The sequence below is a fragment of the Kitasatospora sp. NA04385 genome, from assembly GCF_013364235.1.
GTDB lineage: Bacteria > Actinomycetota > Actinomycetes > Streptomycetales > Streptomycetaceae > Kitasatospora.
In genome coordinates this window covers 997,690-1,018,673 of record NZ_CP054919.1, presented here as the reverse complement: position 1 = coordinate 1,018,673, position 20,984 = coordinate 997,690, and the positions used below count along the sequence as shown (strand labels likewise).

Annotated in this window: 18 protein-coding genes; 9 read left to right on the top strand and 9 right to left on the bottom strand. The window is 74.8% G+C overall.

The window, feature by feature from the left end:
- Window positions 1-125 precede the first annotated feature (125 nt).
- The 3 genes from HUT16_RS04405 (at window position 126) to HUT16_RS04395 (ending at window position 3,163) form a co-directional block, all read left to right on the top strand.
- Window positions 126-1,016, top strand: coding sequence for a metallophosphoesterase (locus HUT16_RS04405; RefSeq protein ID WP_176185638.1), 891 nt, complete (start codon window positions 126-128; stop codon window positions 1,014-1,016).
- Between the two features lie 159 nt (window positions 1,017-1,175).
- Window positions 1,176-2,306, top strand: coding sequence for a crosslink repair DNA glycosylase YcaQ family protein (locus HUT16_RS04400; protein ID WP_176185636.1), 1,131 nt, complete (start codon window positions 1,176-1,178; stop codon window positions 2,304-2,306).
- Window positions 2,307-2,551: 245 nt separating this feature from the next.
- Entirely contained in the window at window positions 2,552-3,163 is a 612-nt protein-coding gene (locus tag HUT16_RS04395; RefSeq protein ID WP_176185634.1) for a GNAT family N-acetyltransferase, read from the top strand.
- Between the two features lie 7 nt (window positions 3,164-3,170).
- On the opposite strand, the gene HUT16_RS04390 is transcribed toward HUT16_RS04395, so the two are convergent.
- Together HUT16_RS04390 and HUT16_RS04385 are read right to left on the bottom strand one after the other, a co-directional pair.
- A complete protein-coding gene (locus tag HUT16_RS04390) occupies window positions 3,171-5,225 on the bottom strand; it encodes a glycosyl hydrolase family 28-related protein (RefSeq protein ID WP_176185632.1) in 2,055 nt (684 codons plus the stop codon).
- 139 nt (window positions 5,226-5,364) lie between these two features.
- Entirely contained in the window at window positions 5,365-5,817 is a 453-nt protein-coding gene (locus HUT16_RS04385; protein WP_176185630.1) for a YkvA family protein, read from the bottom strand.
- A gap of 201 nt (window positions 5,818-6,018) precedes the next feature.
- Between HUT16_RS04385 and HUT16_RS04380 the strand changes: the two genes are divergently transcribed.
- Complete coding sequence (locus HUT16_RS04380) at window positions 6,019-6,258, top strand: hypothetical protein (RefSeq protein ID WP_176185628.1); 240 nt, start codon at window positions 6,019-6,021, stop codon at window positions 6,256-6,258.
- A gap of 95 nt (window positions 6,259-6,353) precedes the next feature.
- Here the strand turns inward: HUT16_RS04380 and HUT16_RS04375 are convergent, their stop codons facing one another.
- A complete protein-coding gene (locus tag HUT16_RS04375; RefSeq protein ID WP_176185626.1) occupies window positions 6,354-6,941 on the bottom strand; it encodes an isochorismatase family protein in 588 nt (195 codons plus the stop codon).
- 114 nt (window positions 6,942-7,055) lie between these two features.
- Window positions 7,056-7,580, bottom strand: a complete 525-nt coding sequence (locus tag HUT16_RS04370; RefSeq protein WP_303392062.1) for a glutathione peroxidase — start codon at window positions 7,578-7,580, stop codon at window positions 7,056-7,058.
- 212 nt (window positions 7,581-7,792) lie between these two features.
- Between HUT16_RS04370 and HUT16_RS04365 the strand changes: the two genes are divergently transcribed.
- The gene (locus HUT16_RS04365; RefSeq protein ID WP_176185622.1) at window positions 7,793-8,509 is read left to right on the top strand and encodes a flavodoxin family protein; all 717 of its coding nucleotides are present in this window, start codon (window positions 7,793-7,795) and stop codon (window positions 8,507-8,509) included.
- A 39-nt stretch (window positions 8,510-8,548) separates the two neighbouring features.
- On the opposite strand, the gene HUT16_RS04360 is transcribed toward HUT16_RS04365, so the two are convergent.
- The 3 genes from HUT16_RS04360 to HUT16_RS39640 form a co-directional block, all read right to left on the bottom strand.
- A complete protein-coding gene (locus HUT16_RS04360) occupies window positions 8,549-9,562 on the bottom strand; it encodes a site-specific integrase (protein ID WP_176185620.1) in 1,014 nt (337 codons plus the stop codon).
- Window positions 9,563-9,855: 293 nt separating this feature from the next.
- Complete coding sequence (locus HUT16_RS39645; protein WP_368662732.1) at window positions 9,856-13,233, bottom strand: discoidin domain-containing protein; 3,378 nt, start codon at window positions 13,231-13,233, stop codon at window positions 9,856-9,858.
- 215 nt (window positions 13,234-13,448) lie between these two features.
- Window positions 13,449-15,278: a discoidin domain-containing protein gene (locus tag HUT16_RS39640; protein WP_368662671.1), complete on the bottom strand. Its 1,830-nt coding sequence runs from the start codon at window positions 15,276-15,278 to the stop codon at window positions 13,449-13,451.
- A gap of 420 nt (window positions 15,279-15,698) precedes the next feature.
- Between HUT16_RS39640 and HUT16_RS04345 the strand changes: the two genes are divergently transcribed.
- Together HUT16_RS04345 and HUT16_RS37780 are read left to right on the top strand one after the other, a co-directional pair.
- Window positions 15,699-16,064, top strand: coding sequence for a hypothetical protein (locus tag HUT16_RS04345; RefSeq protein WP_176185616.1), 366 nt, complete (start codon window positions 15,699-15,701; stop codon window positions 16,062-16,064).
- Window positions 16,065-16,139: 75 nt separating this feature from the next.
- Window positions 16,140-17,243, top strand: coding sequence for a class I SAM-dependent methyltransferase (locus HUT16_RS37780; RefSeq protein ID WP_176185614.1), 1,104 nt, complete (start codon window positions 16,140-16,142; stop codon window positions 17,241-17,243).
- 554 nt (window positions 17,244-17,797) lie between these two features.
- Here the strand turns inward: HUT16_RS37780 and HUT16_RS04335 are convergent.
- Complete coding sequence (locus tag HUT16_RS04335) at window positions 17,798-18,322, bottom strand: hypothetical protein (RefSeq protein ID WP_176185612.1); 525 nt, start codon at window positions 18,320-18,322, stop codon at window positions 17,798-17,800.
- 197 nt (window positions 18,323-18,519) lie between these two features.
- Between HUT16_RS04335 and HUT16_RS04330 the strand changes: the two genes are divergently transcribed.
- The gene (locus HUT16_RS04330) at window positions 18,520-19,023 is read left to right on the top strand and encodes a hypothetical protein (protein ID WP_176185610.1); all 504 of its coding nucleotides are present in this window, start codon (window positions 18,520-18,522) and stop codon (window positions 19,021-19,023) included.
- A 45-nt stretch (window positions 19,024-19,068) separates the two neighbouring features.
- Here the strand turns inward: HUT16_RS04330 and HUT16_RS04325 are convergent, their stop codons facing one another.
- Window positions 19,069-19,722 carry a TetR/AcrR family transcriptional regulator gene (locus HUT16_RS04325; RefSeq protein WP_176185608.1) on the bottom strand — a complete coding sequence of 218 codons (654 nt, stop codon included), beginning with the start codon at window positions 19,720-19,722 and terminating at the stop codon, window positions 19,069-19,071.
- A 239-nt stretch (window positions 19,723-19,961) separates the two neighbouring features.
- Between HUT16_RS04325 and HUT16_RS04320 the strand changes: the two genes are divergently transcribed.
- Window positions 19,962-20,936 (top strand): alpha/beta hydrolase, encoded by a 975-nt coding sequence (locus tag HUT16_RS04320; protein ID WP_176185606.1) that lies wholly within the window; start codon window positions 19,962-19,964, stop codon window positions 20,934-20,936.
- Window positions 20,937-20,984 lie beyond the last annotated feature (48 nt).

Below are 20,984 nucleotides of genomic sequence, written 5' to 3'. Positions count from 1 at the left end.
CGCCGGACGTTGACGCCGTGGCGGGAAAACGCCCGTGCTGGCGTGCCCGGCCGCCCCGGCGGTACCGTGTCAACGCGCGTCCCGCTACGGGGACGAACGGGTCTGGGACGAGGGACGGGGGAGCGGTGCCGCACGGACGCCTGCTCGCGGTGAGCGACCTGCACGTCGGCATCGCGGACAACCGCGCCACGCTGGACGCCCTGCGCCCCACCGGCCCGGGCGACTGGCTGATCGTCGCGGGCGACGTCGCCGAACGCGTCCGGGACGTCGAGGCGACCCTGCGCTTCCTCACCGACCGCTTCGCCAAGGTCCTCTGGACGCCCGGCAACCACGAACTGTGGACCACCGCCCACGAACAGCCCGCCCTCGCCGCCCCCGAGCGCTACGAACTGCTGGTCGAACGCTGCCGCGCCCTCGGCGTGGCCACCCCCGAGGACCCGTACCCCGTCTGGCAGGGCCCCGACGGCCCGTACGCCGTCGCCCCCGTCTTCGCCCTCTACGACTACAGCTGGCGGGTGCCCGGCGTCACCGACAAGCAGCAGTCGCTCGCCCGCGCCCACGAGAACGGCGTGGTCTGCACCGACGAGTACCGGATCGACCCCGCGCCCTACGCCGCCGTCGACGACTGGTGCCGCGAGCGCGTCGCCGTCACCGAGAAGGCGCTCGCCGCGCACGACCCCGACCTGCCGCTCGTCCTGGCGAGCCACTGGCCGCTCGACCGCCGCCCCACCGACGTCCTGCACCACCCCGACTTCGCCCAGTGGTGCGGCACCGAACTCACCGCCGACTGGCACCGCCGCTTCAACGTCGCCGCCGTGGTCTACGGCCACCTGCACATCCCGCGCACCACCTGGTACGACGGCGTCCGCTTCGAGGAGGTCTCGCTCGGCTACCCCCGCGAGTGGCGCCGCCGCGGCCACCCGCGCGGACTGCTCCGCCAGATCCTCCCCTACCCCGGCCCGGACGAGCAGCCCGTCCCGCCGCCCGCCGACGCCGACCGGACACCGGCCGGCTGAACGCCGACTGCTCCGAGGCCCGCCGCCCGGCCGCCCGACTGCTCCGAGGCCCGCTGCCCGGCCGTCCGCCGGTCGAAGGCCCGTCCGCCGAAGGTCCGTTGACAGTACCGGCGGCTAGGGTCGGAACCCTCGGACGGCGAGGGTACGGAGGGGCGCACGGTGGGCGGAACCGAACTGACGACGGCGCAGGTCCTGGAGTGGCGGCTGCGCAGGCAGCACCTGGACGCGGACCGGTCGGCGGACGGCCCGGTCGCCGTCGCCCGGCGGCTCGCCGGGGTGCAGGCCCAGGTCCCGTCCGCCGCCGAACTCGCCGTCGCGCTGCGCACCGGCCCCGACGCCGCCGGGGCGCTGCGCGCCGACCTCGCCGAGGGCCGCCTGCTGCGCACCTGGGCCCAGCGCGGCACCCTGCATCTGCTCGACCCGCGCACCGCCGCCGACGCGCTCGCCCTGATCGGTTCCGCCCGGACGTGGGAGAAGCCCGCCTGGACCAGGCAGTTCGGCGCCACGCCCGACCAGGTCGCCAGGCTCGTCGAAGCCGTCGGCGAACTGCTCCGCGGCGCGGTCCTCACCAGGGAGGAGCTGGCCGCGGCGCTCACCGCCGACCCCGGCTTCGCCCCGCTCGCCGAGCAGCTCGCCTCCGGCTGGGGCGCCCTGTTGAAACCGCTCGCCTGGCAGGGCGTGCTCTGCCACGCGCCCGCCCCCTCCGGCCGCGTCGCCTTCACCCACCCCGCCGACCACAGCCCGGACTGGCCCGGTCTCCCCCCGGTCGACGAGGCCGGGCCGCGCCTGCTCGCCGCCTACCTCGGCGCGTACGGCCCGGCCGGCCTGGACCGCTTCGACGCCTGGCTGTCCCGCAACAGCCTGCGCAAGGGCGTCCTGAAGGGTTTCGCCGCCGCCCTCGGCGACCGGCTCACCGACGTCACCGTCGACGGCGCGCCCGCCCTCGCGCTCACCGAACACCTGGACGAACTGGCCGCCACCACCCCCACCGCCTCCGTCCACCTGCTCGGCGCCTTCGACCAGTACGTGCTGGGCCCCGGCACCAAGGCCACCGAGGTCCTCCCCGCCGCCCACCGCGCCCGGGTCAGCCGCACCGCCGGCTGGATCGCCCCGCTGCTGCTGGTCGACGGCCGGATCGCCGGCACCTGGGAGCAGGACGGCCCGCTCCTCACCGTCACCCCGTTCGAGCAGGCCCCGCCCGCCGCCGCCCTGGCCGCCGCCGCGGAACGCCTGGCCGCGGCCACCGGCACGGCCGTCCCCGCGCTGCGGGTGGCCGGGCCGACGGCCTGACCGGTTCGCCGCCCGCCCGCGCCTGCCCGCCTGGCCGCCTGTTCGCGCCCGCCCGCCCGCCTGTCCGCCGCTGACGACGCGGGCCGTCCCGGAACGGGAAGCGGCGCGGTCGGCCCCCGGCCCGGGGCCGACCGCGCCGGTCGGTGGGGGGACGCGCGGTCCCGGTGGCGGCGGCCGCTGTGGCACCATGGCGGTTCCGGCGCCCCGCCGCGGGGCCCGTTCGCACCCGCCCGAGGAGAGCACCGATGACCGCCGCCGAGCCGACGTCCGCCCCGACGACGTCCGCCCCGACCGCCGGAGGGGCTCCCGCCCCGGCCTTCCGGACCGCCGAGGCCCGGGACGTGCCGGCCCTGGTGGCGCTGGTGGAGTCGGCGTACCGGGGCGAGTCCAGCCGGGCGGGCTGGACCACCGAGGCGCACCTGCTGGAGGGGCAGCGCACCGACGCGGCCGCGGTGGCCGAACTGCTCGGCCGCCCCGACTCGGTGGTGCTGCTGGTCGAGCGGGACGGCGCCCTCGCCGCCTGCTGCCACGTCGAGCGGCGCGGCGGCGCGGCGTACTTCGGGATGTTCTCGGTCTCCCCGGCGATCCAGGGCGGCGGCCTGGGACGGCAGGTGCTGGCCCGGGCCGAGGAGTGGGCCCGGGCCGAGTGGGGCGCGACCGCGATGGAGATGACGGTCATCGAGCAGCGCGCCGACCTGATCGCCTGGTACGAGCGGCGGGGATTCGCCCGTACCGGCGGCTTCGAGCCCTTCCCCTACGGGGACGAGCGCTTCGGCGTGCCGCTCCGCTCCGACCTGCGCTTCGTCAAGCTGGTCAAGCGGCTGACGCAGAGCGGGAGCGCTCAGAACGGGAGTTGAGCGTCCGTCACCACTTGGACGGGGCCGGCGGGGCGACCACCGGCGGGCGGTCGTCGCAGGTGATGGTGTTGGGCAGCTCCCAGGAGGCCAGCCAGTCGCCGGTGGTGCCGCCGCCGGAGTTGCCGCCCAGGTCGGTGACCGAGAACTCGGAGCCGGTCGGGGTGAAGTGGAAGGTGCCGCAGTTGTTGATGCCGACGGCGCCGACGTTGCGGGCGGTCACGTTCTGGAAGCTGGCCGAGCCGGCGACGCGGGCGCTGAGCACCGAGGTGCCGGTGCCGTCGATCTTGACGTCCTTGAACGCCAGGTTGGACAGCTTGTACTGGTCCTTCACGCCCCAGTCGGCGACCGCCATGATCGCGTTGTAGGTAGAGTCCAGGTAGTGGTCGCCGGTGACCTTGATGTCGGCGTCGATGTCCCGGTCCAGCACCTCGAACCAGATCGCGCCGAGGCCGATGTTCCAGTTCAGCTCGTAGGTGCCGGCCCGCACCGTGGTGTTGTCGGTGAAGTGCAGGTACCCGGCGAACGGCTCGGCGCCGAAGCGGGAGCCGGCGTGCAGGCCGGAGCCCTCGCGGACCGGGTCGGCGACCAGGTTGTTCGAGACGGTGGTGTCGGTGCCGCCGTACACCGCGATGGCGTTGGCCAGGGTCGGCGACTGCACGGTGTTGTGGTCGATGACGGTGCGGGCGTCCGCGGTCTTCTCCGACCAGAGCGCGATGCCGTCGTCGCCGGTGTTGCGCAGGAAGTTGTCCCGGATCACCGAGTCGGCCACGCCGGTGTGGAAGTTGATGCCGTCGGCGATCTGGTCGGCGATCTGGTTGCCGGTGATCTTCAGGTTCTTCATCGGGCCGTCCAGCCAGATGCCGACCTTGGTGTGGTGGATGTACAGGCCCTCGATGCTGGAGTCGCTGAACGCGCCGCCGACGCCGTTGACCTGGTCGGTGTCGATCCGTTCCCGGACGTCGCCCTCGATGGCGAACCCGGAGAGGTGGACGTTGCGGCTGCCGCCCTGCGCCGCGTCCTTGCCGTAGATGCCGACGCCGGTGTGCACGCTGCCGTCCGGGGCGGGGGCGGACAGGGTCTGCTGGGTGCCCTTGAGCACGGTGTACCAGCTGCCCGCGCCGATCACGGTCACGTCGTCGACCACGAGGTGGCGGTTGACCTGGAAGACGCCCGGCGGCAGGTAGACCGGCAGGCGCAGGGTCCTGGCGAGCTTGACCGCGCGGTCGATGGCGTCCGCGGAGTCCCGGTGCCCGGTCGGGTCGGCGCCCAGCGCCAGCACGTTGACGGCCTTCAGCTCGACGTGCGGGGCGGCGACCAACTGCGAGTCCAGCAGGTCGATCGCGGCCCACGGCGCCTTCGACCCGGCGGGCAGCGCGATGCGGACCTTGTCGCCCGCCTTGTAGGTGCGGCCCAGCAGCATGCGCTGCTCGTCGTACATGTGGCCGGGACGGAACGGGGTGGCGACGGTCGGCGCGGGGGTGGTCGCGGCGGGCACGCAGCCGCACTCGGTGATCCACCAGTCCGGGTGCAGCAGCCCGGCCTTCGGGTCGTTGGTGAACGGGTACTGGTTGTACAGCCAGGAGTACTGGCTGGTGGCCGAGAGCTGCCGGCGGTCCTTGCCGTTGACCGTGACGTCCAGCGGGGCGGTGATCCCGCCGCCGTTCGCCGCGTCCGGCAGGCTGTAGCGGACGGTGATCGCGTTGGCGTCCTTGGGGAGGGTGAACTCCACGTACTGGCCGGGGGTCAGCTTCACCGCGCTGCGGCCGGAGGCCTCCGCGGCCAGGGTGTACGCGGTGCGGTCGGCGGCGATCACGCTGCCGGTGGTGGCGGCGTTCTCCGCCTCCTGCTCCAGGAAGTCCACCCGGGCGCCGCGGCCCGCGGTCAGCGCCGGGTCGATCCCGGCCCGGGTCACCACGGCGGCGCCGCCGGAGGAGGGCGCGGCGTACGCGGCCGGGCCGCACAGTGCCACCCCCAGCCCGAGCACGGAGGCGACCACGACGGCCCCGGCGCGGGCCGAACGCGGGAGGACGGAACGGGAGGGGAAGGCGGGGGCAGCAGTCATCGGGGACCGGCTCTCTGAAAGGCGTGGTGGAGGTGAGCCGACAGTAGGGGCGCGTGCCGCACCACCACAAGAGAGTTGCGCGGAAATTTCTTCCCGGTGTCAGATTCTTGCGGATTGAGGATCAATCGTTGCGGTGCGATCAGCCTCCCAGGGTCTCCAGGGCCTCCAGGGCCTCCGGAGCCGATGCCGCCGGGGTCCCCGGTGCTCCCGGAGCCCGCGCCTCCCGCCCCCGCGCCGCCGACCACTCCACGTACCGGCCCGACTCCCGGGTCAGGCCCATCAGGAACCACAGCAGCAGCGCCGTGTCGTCACCCCAGCCCAGCAGCGGCAGGAAGTCCGGCACCGCGTCCAGGGGGCTCACCAGGTACACCCCCACCGCCAGCGTCAGCGCCGCCAGCTTCCCCGGCCCCACCCCCGGGTACCGCCCCGCCAGCGCGTCCCGCACCAGGCGCGGCAGCGCCCGTACCCGCGCCACCGGCCCCGGCGCGCCCGGCCGCCGGGTCTCCCGGTACAGCCCCCACGCCGAACGCGTCACCGCCAGCCCGTCCAGCCCCCGCACCCGGGCCGCAGCCCTGCCCTTGCCACTGCCCATGTGGTCCTCCCGGGACGAACGCGTCGACTCCCTCCACGGTACGGGACCGCGCCCACCGGCCCGGGGCCCGCGCGCAACCGTGCTGCCCGCGCGGCACGCCGCCCGACATGCCGCCCGACACGCCCTACGACACGCCGTACGACACGCCGCCCGGTGCGCCGTAGGCGTGCGGCCCGCCGGAGCCCGGCCGATGCTGGCCGCATGACGAGTACGAGCAGCAGCACCACCGAAGAGCCACTGGTCCGGGTCGCCGAGTTCCGCACCGACAGCCGCTACCGGCTGGTCCACTTCCGGGACGAGGGCTGGAAGCCGCTCGCCCCCGAGGAGTTCGAACCCGAGGTGCACCGCCACTTCCCCGACCTCGACCCGCGCGACCCGGCCCGGGTCCACTGGGACGACCGCCCCTGGGAGTGGCCCGCCTGGCACCCCGGCGAAGCCTGAACGCCGTGACGCCGTAACGCCGTCACGCCTGAACGCCGTCACGCCGGAGCCCGGCCCGCACGCGGGCCGGGCTCCGGCACGTCCCCGCCCCCGGCTCAGCGGGTCGCCGCCAGCAGCGCCAGCACCTCCTCGGTGGTGCCGGTCTCGCCCAGCCGCGGGAAGATCCGCCGCACGCTGTTGTGGTGCGCGTCCGCGTCCAGGTCGGACATCGCGTCCACCGCCAGCGTCACGTGGTAGCCGTGCTCGTGCGCGGCCCGGGCGGTGGACTCCACGCCGATGCTGGTCGCCACGCCGGCCAGCACGATCTGCGTCACGCCCCGGCGGCGCAGCTGCACGTCCAGGTCGGTGCCGTGGAAGGCGCCCCAGTTGTGCTTGGTCACCACCAGGTCGGACGGCGCGAGCAGCTCCTCGGAGATCCGGTCCCAGCCCTCGGGCCGGGTCGTCGCCCCGCCCCCGCCCCGGTTCTGCTCGGTGCGGCCGGGCGGCACGTCCCCGCCGTCCGCGGCGAAGGACACCCGCACCAGCACCACCGGCAGCTTCGCGGCGCGGAACGCCCCGGCGAGCGCGATGCCGCGCTCCAGCACCTCGCGCGCGGGGTACGGGGCGGTGGGGAGGGCGAGGATGCTCTGCTGGAGGTCGATGACGACCAGGGCGGTGGTCGGGTCGAGCGCGGTGACGGACACGGCGGGCCTTTCGTCGGGCGTGCGGACGGCCCGGGGCCCGGACTGTCCAGTTCCACTGCGCAGGTTACCTGCACAGTTCGGACGGTCCGGGCCCCGGGCCCGCCGCACCCCGGCTCAGCCCGCCAGCTGCGCCTCGATCGCGGCCACCAGCTCCGCCGACTCCGGCTCGGTCCGCGGCCGGAACCGCCCGACCACCTCGCCGTCCGCCGACACCAGGAACTTCTCGAAGTTCCACTGCACGTCCCCGGCCTCGCCGGTCGCGTCCGCGACCTCGGTCAGCCGCTCGTACACCGGGTGCCGCTCCGCCCCGTTCACGTCGATCTTCTCGAACAGCGGGAAGGACACCCCGTACGTGGTCGAGCAGAACTCCTGGATCTCCTCCGCCGACCCCGGCTCCTGCCCCATGAACTGGTTGCACGGGAACCCGAGCACCGTGAACCCGCGCTCCCCGTACTTCTCCTGCAGACGCTCCAGCCCCGCGTACTGCGGCGTCAGCCCGCACTTCGAGGCGACGTTCACCAGCAGCAGCACCTTCCCCCGGTACTCGCCCAACGAGGACGGCTCGCCCGCCAGCGTCCGGATCGGGAGCTCGAACAGCGAATCCACCATGATCTGCACCTGCCTTCTCTGAGTCGACATGCCGACGCCCCCGAACCTACAGCGCCCCGCCGCCCCGCCGACGGGCACCACGACGAGTGCGGACTCCTGCTGCCGTGCGGGTGAACGCCGACCGGCCCGGCCGCCGCTGGTGCGCCGTCCGCCCGTTCCACCCGGCGGGGCGGGACAGTGGACGGATTCCCCGCCCGCGGCCGGACCGCCCGACCGCCCACTCCGCCCCGAGGAACGCAACGATGACCGACACCGGCACGTCCTACCGCGATCTCCGCGCCCTGGTGATCAACTGCACGCTCAAGCGCTCGCCGGAGCGCAGCCACACCCAGGGCCTGATCGACATCAGCACCGGAATCATGGAACGCCAGGGCGTGTCGGTCGAAGTGCTCCGTGCCGTCGACCTCGACATCGCCACCGGCGTCTGGCCGGACATGACCGAGCACGGCTGGGAGACCGACGAGTGGCCCGTCATCTACTCGCAGGTGATGGCCGCCGACATCCTCACCCTGGCCGGACCGGTCTGGCTCGGCGACAACTCCTCCGTGATGAAGCGGGTGATCGAGCGGCTGTACTCCTGCTCGTCCGTCCTCAACCAGCACGGCCAGTACGCCTACTACGGCCGGGTCGGCGGCTGCCTGATCACCGGGAACGAGGACGGCGCCAAGCACTGCGCGATGAACGTCCTCTACAGCCTCCAGCACCTGGGGTACACGATCCCGCCGCAGGCCGACGCGGGCTGGGTCGGCGAGGCCGGGCCGGGGCCCTCCTACCTGGACGAGGGCTCCGGCGGCCCGGAGAACGACTTCACCAACCGGAACACCACCTTCATGACCTGGAACCAGCTGCACCTGGCCCGGATGCTGAAGGACGCGGGCGGCATCCCGGCCCACGGCAACCAGCGCTCCGAGTGGGACGCGGGCTGCCGCTTCGACTTCGAGAACCCCGAGCACCGCTGAGCTGCTCCGCCCGCCCGCCGCACCTGGGCCGTAGGCGCGTCACCGGGGTCCGTGGTCGGTGGTGGGTGGGCGGGTGCGGCGCAGGACGGCCGTCTTGTTCGGGCCGGTGGTGTCGTCGGGTTGGAGCTCGATGGCGCGGCGGAGGGGTTCCATCCGGCGGGGGAGGGGGTGCCAGCCGGGTTGTCCGGCCATGTCGGTGTTGAGGTCGTGGACGGCGCGGGCGTAGGCGCGGGCGAGGCCGCGGAAGTGGAGGGGGAGGCCGGGGCGGGGGTGGCCGCTGGGGGCGATGCTGACCCACAGGGCGGGGGTGGTCTGGTTGTCGGGGCCGGGGGGTCGGGCGGGGTCGCGGAGGGTGAGGTGTGCGCGGGCGGTGAGCCAGTGGCGCAGGGCGGCGCGGGTGGTGGCGGAGAGGGCGATGGTCTCGGTGGCGGGCGGGGCCTGCGGGTCGCGGTGCTGGGGGAGGCGGGTGAGGCGGATGGTGCCGCGGTGCAGGTCGACGTCGTCGGTGCGCAGGGCGCAGAGTTCGCCGGCCCGGCAGCCGGTGTCCAGGACGGTGGCGATGATCGCGAGGATGCGGGTGCGGGCGTCGCTCTGGCCGGGGCGGGTGGCGTGGTCGAGGTGGGCGAGCAGGATGCCGCGCGGGCGGGCGGTGACCACGGGGTGGAGCTCGACCGGGGGCGGGTCGCGGTCGGGGAGGGTGAGGGGGATGTCCGCGTGGGTGGCGAGGATGCGCAGGCAGTTCTCGCGCACCCGCATGGACGCGGGGGAGGGCCGGTCGGGTCGGGCGGCGGGTTTGCGGCGCAGCAGGCCCCGCTCGGCGGCGGTGAGGTAGGCGGCGAGGGCGTCCGGGGCGAGGAGCGCGGTCAGCGAGCGGGCGGCGGTCGGCGGGAGCGCGCCGCGTTCCAGGGCGGTGCGCAGCTCCCCGGCGACCCAGCGCAGCTGCTTGGCGCGGGAGGCGCCGGTGGGCGGCGCGCAGGCGCGGTCGACCAGCGCGTTCAGGACCTCGATGGCGGGGGCCGCACCGGGGTCCGCTGCTGTCGGGGTGTCCGCCATGGGGTCACCCTAGTGGGCGGGCCCGACGGGGCCGGGGCGGACGAGGCCCGGCGGCCCGTTCCGCATACGAGTGTGTATGTATGAATAACTGGCTTGGGGCGGGACCGGCCGGACCGGGCCGACGAGGTGGTGACCGCTCGCTCCGACCGCTCCCGCCCCGGTGGTGACCGTCCTCCGGCGACCGGCGCAGGGGGCCGGCCCCGGAGGACGACGGCCCCGGAGGACGACGGCCCCGGAGCACGACGGAGCCGGGGGCACCCGGTGGGTGCCCCCGGCGTCCGGTCGGCGGGCGGTCAGTCCATGGCGTTGGCGACGACGGTGGTGGGGTTGGTGAGGTTGGCGGTCAGCGGGAGGTTGCGCGAGCTGTCGCCGACCAGGATCCGGTAGGTGCCGGCGGTGGCGGTCCAGTTGCCGCCGCCGGTGTCCCAGTGGGCGAGGTCGTGGGCGGTGACGGTGAAGGTGGCGGTGCCGGAGGCGCCGGGGCTGAGGGTGATGCGCTGGAAGCCCTTGAGCTGGTGCGGGGGTTCGCCGGTGTCGGCGGGAGCGCCGACGTAGAGCTGGGCGACCTCGGTGCCGGGGCGGGTGCCGGTGTTGGTGACGGTGGCGGTGACGGTGGCCCGGCCGTCGGTGAGCGGGCCGACCCGCAGGTCGGAGAAGGCGAAGGTGGTGTAGGAGAGGCCGTAGCCGAACGGGAACAGCGGGGTGAGGTTGTTGGCGTCGTACCAGCGGTAGCCGATCTTGAGGCCCTCGGAGTACTGCACGGTGCCGCCGGTGCCCGGCCACTGGGCGGGGGTGTTCGCCGGGACCTGGGCGAGCGAGGCGGGGAAGGTGATCGGCAGGTGGCCGGAGGGGTTGACGTCGCCGAACAGCAGGGACGCGATGGCCTCGCCGAACTCCTGGCCCTGGTAGAAGCCCTCGAAGACGCCCGCGACCTGGTTCAGCCAGGGCATCGTGACCGCCGAGTTGTTGCTGAGCACCACGACGGTGTTGGGGTTGGCCGCGGCCACCGCGGAGATCAGCGCGTTCTGGTTGCCGGGCAGGTCGATCGTGGTGGTGTCGGCGGTCTCGTGGCCGTAGTCGTCGGCCGCGAAGACGATCGCCACGTTCGAGGACCTGGCGAGCGCGACCGCGGCGGCCTGGTCGGTGCCGTCGTTGTAGGCGACGGTGGTGTTGGTGCCCTCGGTGCGCTGCTGGATGCCGTACAGCGGGGTGTAGGTGCCGGAGCTGGTGGCGTTGCCGCTGCCGCCGCCGGAGGTGAGCGTGCCCGGGCCGGCCTGGGTGCCGATGACCGCGAGCGAGCGGCCGCCGTTCGGGTCGAGCGGCAGCACGCCGTTGTTCTTCAGCAGGACGGTGCCCTCCTGGGCGCCGCGCAGCGCGACCGCCCGGTGCGCCGGGGTGGCGACGATGGCGGTTTTGGAGCCGCTGGGCGCCTTGTCGAACAGGCCGAAGCGGAACATCTGGGTGAGCACCCGGGAGACCATGGTGTCGAAGGTCGCCTGGCTGACCTGGCCGTTGGCGACGGCCTGCAGCAGCGGGGCGGAGAAGAAGCCGTCGAAGGGCATCTCGACCGTCTCGCCCGCGTTGGCCGACGGCACGGTGGAGTGGATGCCGCCCCAGTCCGAGGTGATGAACCCCTGGAACCCGGCCTGCTGGTACATCGCGACGTTCTCCAGCGCCGGGTTCTGGCAGGAGTACTCGCCGTTGACCATGCTGTACCCGCACATCAGGGCCGCCGCGCCGCCCTTCTCGATCGCGGTCTGGAAGGCCGGCAGGTAGATCTCCTGCAGGGTGCGCGGGTCGACGATCTCGTTGCCGGGCGCGGAGGGCTGCTCCACGTTGTACGCGGCGACGTGCTTGACCTCGGCCATCACGCCCTGCGCCTGCATGCCCTGGACGTCGGCGCTGGCGATCTGCCCGCTCAGGTACGGGTCCTCGCCGAAGGTCTCGTACGCCCGGCCCCAGCGCGGGTCGCGCACCATGTTGACGGTCGGGCCGAGCGAGACGTGCACGCCCTTGCCGGCGAACTCCTGGCCGACGGCGGTGCCGAACGCGTGCACGTAGTCGGTGTCGAAGGTGGCCGCGGACACCTCGCCGTCGGGGAACTGGGTGACGCCGCCGAGCCCGTCGCCGACGCCGCTCGGGCCGTCCTCCAGGTTGACGTCCGGGATGCACAGGTCGGGCTGCCCGGCGATCTGCCCGATGTAGACGGTGGAGCCGTCGCCGTACAGCAGCCGGTCCTTCTGCTGCTGGGTCATCGCGCCCATCAGCTGGGCGACCCGGGTGGCGACCGGCACGTTCGGCTGGTTGAGCCACGGGCAGTTTCCGGGCGCGGGCTTGGGCGCGGGCGGCGGGATGGTGACGCTCCGGTCGCCGACGGTGCGCACCGCCAGCTCCCACAGCGAGACGCCGTACCCGGTGGCCCGGGCGGTGGTGTACACCCGCAGGTAGCGGCCGGTGCCGGTGGCGTTCACGGTCTGGGTGCCGCCGGTGCCGGTGGTGGTGGAGTAGGCACTCGTCCACTTGGCGTTGTCGTCGGACAGTTCGATCCGGAACCCGGTGGCGTAGGCGTTCTCCCAGCGCAGCACCACCTGGCAGACCGGCAGGCTGCCGCCCAGGTCCACCGAGATCCACTGCGGGTCGCCGACGGCGCTGGACCAGCGGGTCAGGGTGCTGCCGTCGGTGGCGTAGAAGGCGTCGTACGCCGGGTTGCCGTCCTCGGTGGAGGAGGCGGTGGCCGGGTGCCCGAGCGCCGCGTTGGCGGTGCCGCAGCCGGTGCCCGAACCGCTCGGCGAGGGGGACGGGGTGGGCGAGGGGGACGGGGTGCTGCCGCCCCCGCCGGTGAAGACCTGGAACTCCCAGAGCGAGTAGCCGTACGCGGTGCCCCGGGCGGTGCCGTACACCCGCACGTAGCGGCCGGTGCCGGTGACGTCCAGGGCCTGGGTGCCGCCGACGGCGTTGGTGGTGGAGTAGACGCTCGTCCAGGTGGTGCCGTCGCTGGAGACCTGCACCTGGAACGCGGTCGCGTACGCGGCCTCCCAGGCCAGCGAGACCCGGCACACCGGCAGCACGGCGCCCAGGTCGACCCGCAGCCACTGCGGGTCGGCGGCGGCGCTGGACCAGCGGGTGCCGCCGTCGCCGTCGACCGCGGCCGCGGCCGGGAAGGCGGCGTTCTGCTCGGAGGACGCGGTGACCGGCCGGTCCAGCGCGGCGTTCCGGGTGCCGCAGGCGGCGCCGCCCCCGCCGGTCCCGGCGGTGCCGTACACCTGGAACTCCCAGAGCGAGTAGCCGTACTGGGTGGTGCGGGCGGTGCCGTACATCCGGACGTAGCGGCCGGTGCCGGAGACGTTGAGCGTCTCGGTGCCGCCGGTGCCGGTGGTGGTCGAGTAGACGCTCGTCCAGGTCGCGCCGTCGTTCGAGGTCTGGAGCTGGTACGCCTTGGCGGCGGCGGTCTCCCAGCGCAGCACGACCTGGCTGATCGTGGCGGCCGCGCCGAGGTCGACCTGGATCCACTGCGGGTCGGCGGCGGCGCTGGACCAGCGGGTGCCGCCGTCGCCGTCGCCGTCGACGGCGGCGGAGGCGGGCGTCCCGGCGTTCTCCACCGAGGAGGCGGTGGCGGGCCGGCCCTGCGAGAGCAGCGCCGGGGCGGCCTGCGCGGCGGGCGCGCCCGCCACCAGCAGGGAGGTGAGCAGGGCCAGGGCGGCGAGCGCCGCCGTCCAGAGCGTTCCGACCGCTCCGGGCCGGCCGGGCCTGCCGGGCCTGCCGGGCCTGCGGGGTGTTCTGACGGTGCGTCGGGGCGCCGGGGCGGGCCCCGGCGGGCGTGCCGAACGTGCGTTCACGGTTCTCCTCGCGGACGGTGCGTGCGGTGTCGGGTGGGGGTGCACCGGGCTCAGTAGCCGACGGCCACTTCGAGCCACTGCGGGTTCGCGTGCGAGACGTACGAGGACTGGCCGGCGTAGTCGTCGTACGGGAAGCCGTACGCCAGGCCGTCGATCGCGCGGTCGTGCCAGAACTTGGCGTAGTAGTTGGCCGGGCCCGCCGCGTAGTACTTGCCCGGGTCGGACCACTGGCTCTGCGGCAGCGTGGCGACGTGCCGGTTGAGCGCCGAGCACATGCCCGGGTCGCCGGCCATGGTGCCCGCGCAGCCGAAGATGTTCGAGGTGCTCTCGTGGACGCCGACCGAACTCGCGTACGCCGTGAAGTAGTCGGCGTTCACGCCGCCGGTGCGGAAGCTCGGGTCGCTGCCCGGCGCGATGATCCGGTACGGGGCCTCGGTCTGCGCCAGCACCTTGAACTCCTGCGGCACGGCGTTCGCGAAGTCCTGGAACAGCTGGGTGCGGCTCTCGTTGAACACCGACTGCGCGTCGCCGACCTGCACGTCGTAGCCGTCGGCGGAGTGCAGCCGCATCGCCAGCGGCAGCGCCCAGGCGTCGACCCGGGTGGTGTTGCCGTTGAACACGTCCGGCCCGACGGTGAACTCGATGAAGTCGGCGTACTTGCTGGTCGGCGAGCCGAGGTAGAAGTACATCCGGCCGGAGGAGTTGGCGGGCATGTCGAGGTAGGGCTGCTCGGCGATCGAGTGGACCTGCCCGTTGAAGCTCCAGTACACCTGGCTGTCCGGGTAGGCGCCGTTGGTGCGGTTGAGCACCTTCACCGTCAGCACGTTCTTCGCGGCCGGGATGGTGCTGGTGTCGCCCCAGAACGCGTCCGCGGGCGGGGTCGAACTCGGCGACGGGGACGGGCTGGGCGAGGACGGGCCGGAGCCGCCCCCGGTGGTGAAGACCTGGAACTCCCAGAGCGAGTAGCCGTACGCGGTGGCGCGCTGGGTGCCGTACATCCGGACGTAGCGGCCGGTGCCGGTGACGTTGAGCGTCTCGGTGCCGCCGGCGGCGTTGGTGGTGGAGTAGACGCTCGTCCAGGTGGCGCCGTCGGTCGAGGTCTGGAGCTGGTACGCCTTCGCGGCGGCCGTCTCCCACTGGAGCTGCACCCGGCAGAGGGTCTGCACCGAGCCCAGGTCGACCTGGATCCACTGCGGGTCGGCGAAGGCGCTGGACCAGCGGGTGCCCGGGTTGCCGTCGACGGCGGCGGACGCGCCGGTCGCGGCGTTCTCGGCGGAGGACGCGGTGGCGGCCCGGCCCTGGGCGGCGTTCTGCGTCCCGCAGGTGCTCGGCGCGGACGTGCCGTACACCTGGAACTCCCAGAGCGAGTAGCCGTACGCGGTGGCGCGCTGGGTGCCGTACATCCGGACGTAGCGGCCGGTGCCGGAGACGTTCAGCGTCTCGGTGCCGCCGGTGCCGGTGGTGGTCGAGTAGACGCTCGTCCAGGTGCTGCCGTCGTTGGACGTCTGGATCTGGTACGCCTTCGCGTAGGCGGCCTCCCAGCGCAGCACGACCTGGCCCAGGGCCTGGCTGGAGCCGAGGTCGACCTGGATCCACTGCGGGTCGGCGAAGGCGCTGGACCAGCGGGTGCCGGTGTCGCCGTCGACGGCGGCGGACGCGCCGGTCGCGGCGTTCTCGGCGGACGAGGCGGTGGCCGGCCGCCCCTGGGAGAGCAGGGCGCCCGCCGCGCGGGCGGACGGTGCCGGGGCCAGCACGAGCAGCAGGCCCGCCAGCAGGGCGGTGACGGTCAGGAGGGCGCACAGCGGTGCGCCCCAGCGGGCGGGGGCGGTGCGGGGGAGGTGCGAGGTGCGGTGCGTTCGGTGCATGCGTGGCGCGAGCATCTGTCGGCTCCTCGGGTGCGCGTGCAGGGGGTGGGGGGATGTGCGTGCGCGCAGCGAGAGAGAGGGGGAGCGCTGAGAGCGCTCTCTCGCCCCAGCAGTGTGATGACCTGGGAGAATTCATGTCAAGCGGGAGAGCGCTCTCCCATTCGGGCGCTTCCGGACGGCCGGAAAACGGGCTGTCCAGAGGGGCGGCGGGCCGCGTCCGCGAAGTCGGCGGGCCGCGCTCGGGCGGGGCCGGGGACGGCGGGGCGACCCGGGCCGGGGTGCTCCCGGGCGGTTCTCCGGGTGGGCTCCGGACGGCCCTTGGGTGCTCTCCGGACGGTCTCCGGGTGGGCTTCCGGTGGGCTTCCGGCGAGTGCGTGGCGGGCCGGGCTGGCGGAATCGCGGTGCGCGGGCGGGGGAGTGGCCTAGGCTCGGAGCATGTCGAACCCTGACGGGCTGCTCGTCGACATCGCCGCGATGGTGGAGTCCGAGCACAGCAACCAGATGTCCGTGACAGTGGTGGTTCCCGGTGCGGTGATCACCGGCAGGCTCGCCCCGGTGGCCCTGTGGTGGGAGCGGGTGGCGGATGTCCTCCAGACTTCCGACCACCTCAAACCCTTCGCCGCCCTCTTCGCCACCCCACCCCCCGACGGTGCGCCGGAGCCGCCCACCCACCTCCACCTCCACCGGGCCCGCATCCTGCAGGGCGACTTCGGGCTGCCGCACACCGGCGGCATGTACCGGATCGCCATCGCCGACATCAGCGCCTGGTCGGTCGGCGACCTCAGCTACTCCGACGGCTGACCCGCCCCGCCCCCGCCCGGTCGGTGCCCGCTGCCGGTGCGGGTGCCGGCCGGGCGGGGGTGTTCAATGGGGCGCATGGACGAGAACGGGCGCACGGCGAGCCGGACGGCGGTCCTGGTCTGCCAGGGCCGGGCGGCCGCCGACGGGCGGGCCGCGGTCGGACGGTTCGCCGACCCGGTCGCGATACGCCTGCTGCGCCCCGAGGAGCGGACGGTGGTCGACCTGGTCCGCGCGGGCACCCCGCCCGAGGGCTGGCAGGCCCGCACCGGCTACGAGAGCGTCCGGGCCTGCGCCGAGATCGCCGTCCCGCGCACGGTCGCCATCGACGAGGCACTGCGGACCGGGCCGGGCGCCGGGCTTGTCGCCGGGGCGGACGTCGGGTCGGCCTCCGGCACGGGTGCCGGGTCGGCCTCCGGCACGGGTGTCGGGTCGGCCACCGGGACGGGCGTCGGGCCTGCCACCGGGACGGGCGTCGGGCCTGCCACCGGGGCGGACGCCGGGCCTGCCACCGGGGCGGACGCCGGAACGGAGGCGGGGGTGGACGCCGGGGTGGGCCGCCAACTCGTCATCCTCGGCGCCGGACTGGACACCCGCGCCTGGCGGCTGGCCGAACTCGCCCGCACCGACGTGTGGGAGGTCGACCACCCCGCCTCCCAGCAGGACAAGCGCGCCCGCCTCGCCGCCGCCGAGGCCCGACCCACCGCCCGCGCCGTCCACTTCACCGCGGTCGACTTCGCCGTCGACGACCTCTCCGCCGCCCTGGACGCCGCCGGACACGACCCCGCCGCCCCCACCACCTGGCTGTGGGAGGGCGTGATCCCCTACCTCACCCGCGCTCAGGTCGCCGTCACCCTGGCCGCGCTCGCCGCCCGCACCGCCCCCGGCAGCACGCTCGTCCTCAACTACCAGTCCCCCTCGGCGAAAGCGGCCGCCGGGCGGCTGCTCACCCGCCTGCTCGGCAACTCCGTCACCGCCGGCGAACCCTGGCGCTCGCTGTGGACCCCCGGGCGGATGGCCGCCCTGCTCGCCGACCACGGCCTGCACGTCACCTCCGACCACGACCTGCTCACCCTCGCCCGCGCCCTCGACACCCCCACCCGCAGCCGCTCCTCCCTGCGCACCGGCCGGGTCGCCGTCGCCGTCGCCACACCCCGCCGACCGGGCCCGCCCGCACACTGACGACGTGCGGCTGACCCGGATCGCCGAACTGGCGGACGAGCCGCTGGTGTTCGCCCCCGACGACCCGCCGGTGGAGCGGGAGACCAGCACCTGGTGGCTGACCACGGACGTCGAGGACCGGCGGCCCCGGTCCGTGGCCGAGGTGACCGCCGCCTTCGAGCGGACCGCCGAAACCGTCCGGCACCGCGTGCGCGCGAGGGGCTTCGACGGCGTGGCGACCTTCTGCGTCCGGCACGACGAGCGGGCCGGACACCTCCGCTGCTCGACCGCCTCGGCCCCCGCCGACCACCTGCCCTTCGGCGGCGCGTACCTGCCCTCCGACGACCTCGGGCCGATCGTCGCGGGCTTCCTGAACGACCCGCACCCGGGCGTGGTCGCCTTGGACGACCGACCGACCGACCGGACGCCGAGCCCGGGCCCGCGATCCCGCCGCTCCCCGCGCGGGCGCGCAGCGTCGGCGCGGCCGCCGACCGACCGGCCCGTCGTCGTCCCGCCCGGCCGCCGTCCCGGTCCTGCTCGGTCCTGCCCGGGTCGCCGCTCGGCCCGCGTACCGGTCAGCAGCCGGGGCCGACCGGTGCGGAGGCGACCAAGGCGCGTGCGGCGGTTCGCAGTTCGGCCTCCCACCGGCGCGGGGCGAGGGCGAAGGCGTACTCCAGGCAGCACGAGCACTGCGGGAGCAGCTGCACGAACGACCGCTCCTCGGCGGTTTCGACCTCGGTCTCCCACCAGTCGTCCGCCCCCAGCTCGGCGAGGGTGGCCTCCCCGCCGAGGAGCCGCGCCGCCAGCCGGCGCAGCCCGTGGCGCTGCGCCAGGAGCGGGTCGGGCAGGCCGACCCCGGCCTCGGCGAGCGCCTGCTCGAACGCGGTGCGGATGTCGTGGGCGTCCGCGCCGCGCGGCCAACCGGCCAGATCGCACAGCGTCGGGGTGTCCAGCCCGGCCGCGAGCGCCTCCGCCGCGATCATCGGCAGGTCCGCCGGGCTGACTTCGCCCGCCCGGTAGCGGCAGGCCACCTCGCCCAGCGCCGTGAGCCCGCGCCCCGCCCGGGCTTCCGGCGTCGGCTCCGGTGTCGGCTCAGGCATCGGCTCCGGTGTCGTTCCCGCTGCTCCCATGACCCTCACGATGCCAGCACCGTTCGCCGCGACCCGCCCCGGGGTACGACCCGCCCGGAGCTCGGCGCGGGTGGCCGGGAGGGCGGCCGGGGCCGTTGGCGGTCAACGGCCGTGCGGTACGGAATTCCGCCCCCGGGAGCCGCTGGTGCTGCGGCATACTCTGGGCCGTGACGAACGCCGATCATTCTGTCGGACCGGTGCCGACGGCGCCCGTTCCCGAGCCCCGGAGCGTCCAGGGGACGGTGTGGCGCACGCTGGTGGTGCTGCTGGTGTACTTCGGCGCGGGTGCCGCCGGTACCTGGGCCGGGGCGAAGGCGCTGGACCTGGACGTCGACTCGCGGATCGTGTCGTTGCTCTCCGTGGTGCCCGGGCTCGCCGTCATCGTCCTCGGGCTGCTCGTGCTCCGGGCCGGGCCCTGGTTCGCGGCCGTTCCCGGGATCGCGACGAGCGCCGCCATCTGCGCGGCCACGATGGGGGTCCACTACCGCCTGGTCGCCGACGGACGCATCCGCCTGGACACCTTCGGCATCCGGCTGCTGGCGGGCAGCCTCGCGCTCGGGTTCCTCGTCAGCTTCCTCGGCGTTCTGGCCGCCGCCGTCTCCGGCCACCTGCGCCCGTACGTGAGCGTTCCCAAGGAGCCGACCGGAACGGTGCCGCCCGCCGCCGGGTGAGAGCGGCCGGGCCCGGGGCCCGGCCGGGGCAACCGCCCTACCGGATCAGGGGATTCGGGACTCGATCCGGTCCAGGTGGGCGGCGAGCAGGTCCTCGAAGGCGGCGCGGCGGTCGGCGCCGAGGGGGCGGACGTCGCGGGCGAAGTGGGCGAGGGTGGGGAAGCGTTCGGGGTCGGCGCCCAGGACGGCGACCCGGAACTGCTCGGTGGCCTGCGCGTACTCCTCGGAGGTGATGCTGCCGAGGCCGGCCTCGGCGGAGATCAGCGAGGCGATCAGCACCACGGTGCGGTGGTAGCGGAGCGGCACCTCGGCGTCGGGCAGGCCGGCGGCGCGCAGCGCCTGCAGCAGCTCCTCCATGACGAGGCGCGAGCCGGTGCCCCCGGAGGCGTAGCGCCCCCACACGGCGGCGAGTTGGGGCTGTTCGCCGAAGGCCTCGCGCAGGCGCAGGGCCAGGGCGGTGACGCGCTGCCGCCAGTCGCCCTCGGGGCGGTGACCGTCCATGGCGGCGAGCAGGATCCGGTCGGCGACGGCGCGCAGCAGCTCGGTCTTGTTGCGGAAGTGCCGGTAGAGGCTGGAGGAGTCGGTGCCGAGCGCCGCGGCGAGCCTGCGCACGCTGAACGACTCGGCGTCGCCCGTGCGCAGCAGCTCCGCCGCGCCGTCCAGGATCTCTTCGGTCGACCATCGCCTGCGGCCAGTCATGTCCTCGCCCCTCTCGTCCGGTTCACCCTAGGGCCTGCCCGGCCGATCCTGCCGGGCAGGCCCCGGGCGGGGGCGGCGCGTCGTCCGGACGTTTCCCGAGGTGTCGTCAGAACCCTTTCCACGTCCTGCGATCGCCGTTGCACTTGTTGATGCACGCGGTGCGTGCATAATGAGGGACGGCGGGGCGGTCCGGCCCCGGACGAGGCGCCCGGCCGGGGTCGGGCGGAGGGGGGAGCGGCATGAGCGGGAACGGCGTGAGCGGCGTGAGCGGGGAGCGGGCGGTGCTCCGGCCGGCGGAACCGGACTACGAGACCGTCACGGCAGGGGAGTTGCGCGCCTACCAGGCGGCGGAGAACCGCTTCCGCTCCTCCGCCGCCGCGCGGGCGGTGCTCGGGGAGCCGGACGCGCGGGTCGCGGTCGACTGGCAGCAGCTCGCGCTGCCCGGCCGGGACCTCCCGGTCCGGGTGTACCGGCCGACGGCGGGCGGAGCCGCCCCGGCGGGCCTGCCGCTGGTGGTGCACGTGCACGGCGGCGGCTTCGTCGGGACGGCGGTGCAGTGCGACTGGGCCAACAGCCACCTCGCGGCCGAACTGCCCGCCCTGGTCGTCTCGGTGGAGCACCGCCTGCTCGCCCCCGGCACCCCGTTCGCGGACGCCGCCGAGGACGGCTGGGACGCGCTCGTCCACCTGCTGCGGCACGCCGAACGGTGGGGCGTCGACCCGGCGCGCACGGCCGTTTTCGGCGAGAGCTGCGGCGCACTGGTCAGCGCGCTGACCGCGCTGCGGGCCCGGGCGGCCGGACCGCGGCTGCGGGCGCAGGTGCTGGTCAACCCCGTGACGGACCTGACCGCGGCGATGTTCGACCACCCGTCGGTCGCCGAGCACGCGGCGGGCCCGGCCCTGACGCTGCCCCAACTCCGGTACGTCCGGCAGCTGGCCGTCCCGCCGGGCGCCGACGCCCGCGCCCTGTCCCCGCTGCACGCGGACGACCTCGGCGCCCTCGCCCCGGCCCTGGTGCTGGTGCCCACGCTGGACGCGGTCGCCGACCACGGCCGCCGCTACGCCGAGCGCCTGCACGCGGCCGGGACGCCCGTCCGCCTCACCGAGTACCCGGGCGCACGGCACGGGTTCCTCGCCCTGCCGGGAGTCGAGCCGCAGGCCGCAGCCGCCCGGGCGGAGATCCTGGCGTTCCTCCGGACGGCCCTGGCGCAGTGAGCCGGGCGCCCCGACGGAACAACGGCCGGGGCGCGCAGACCGGGGGGA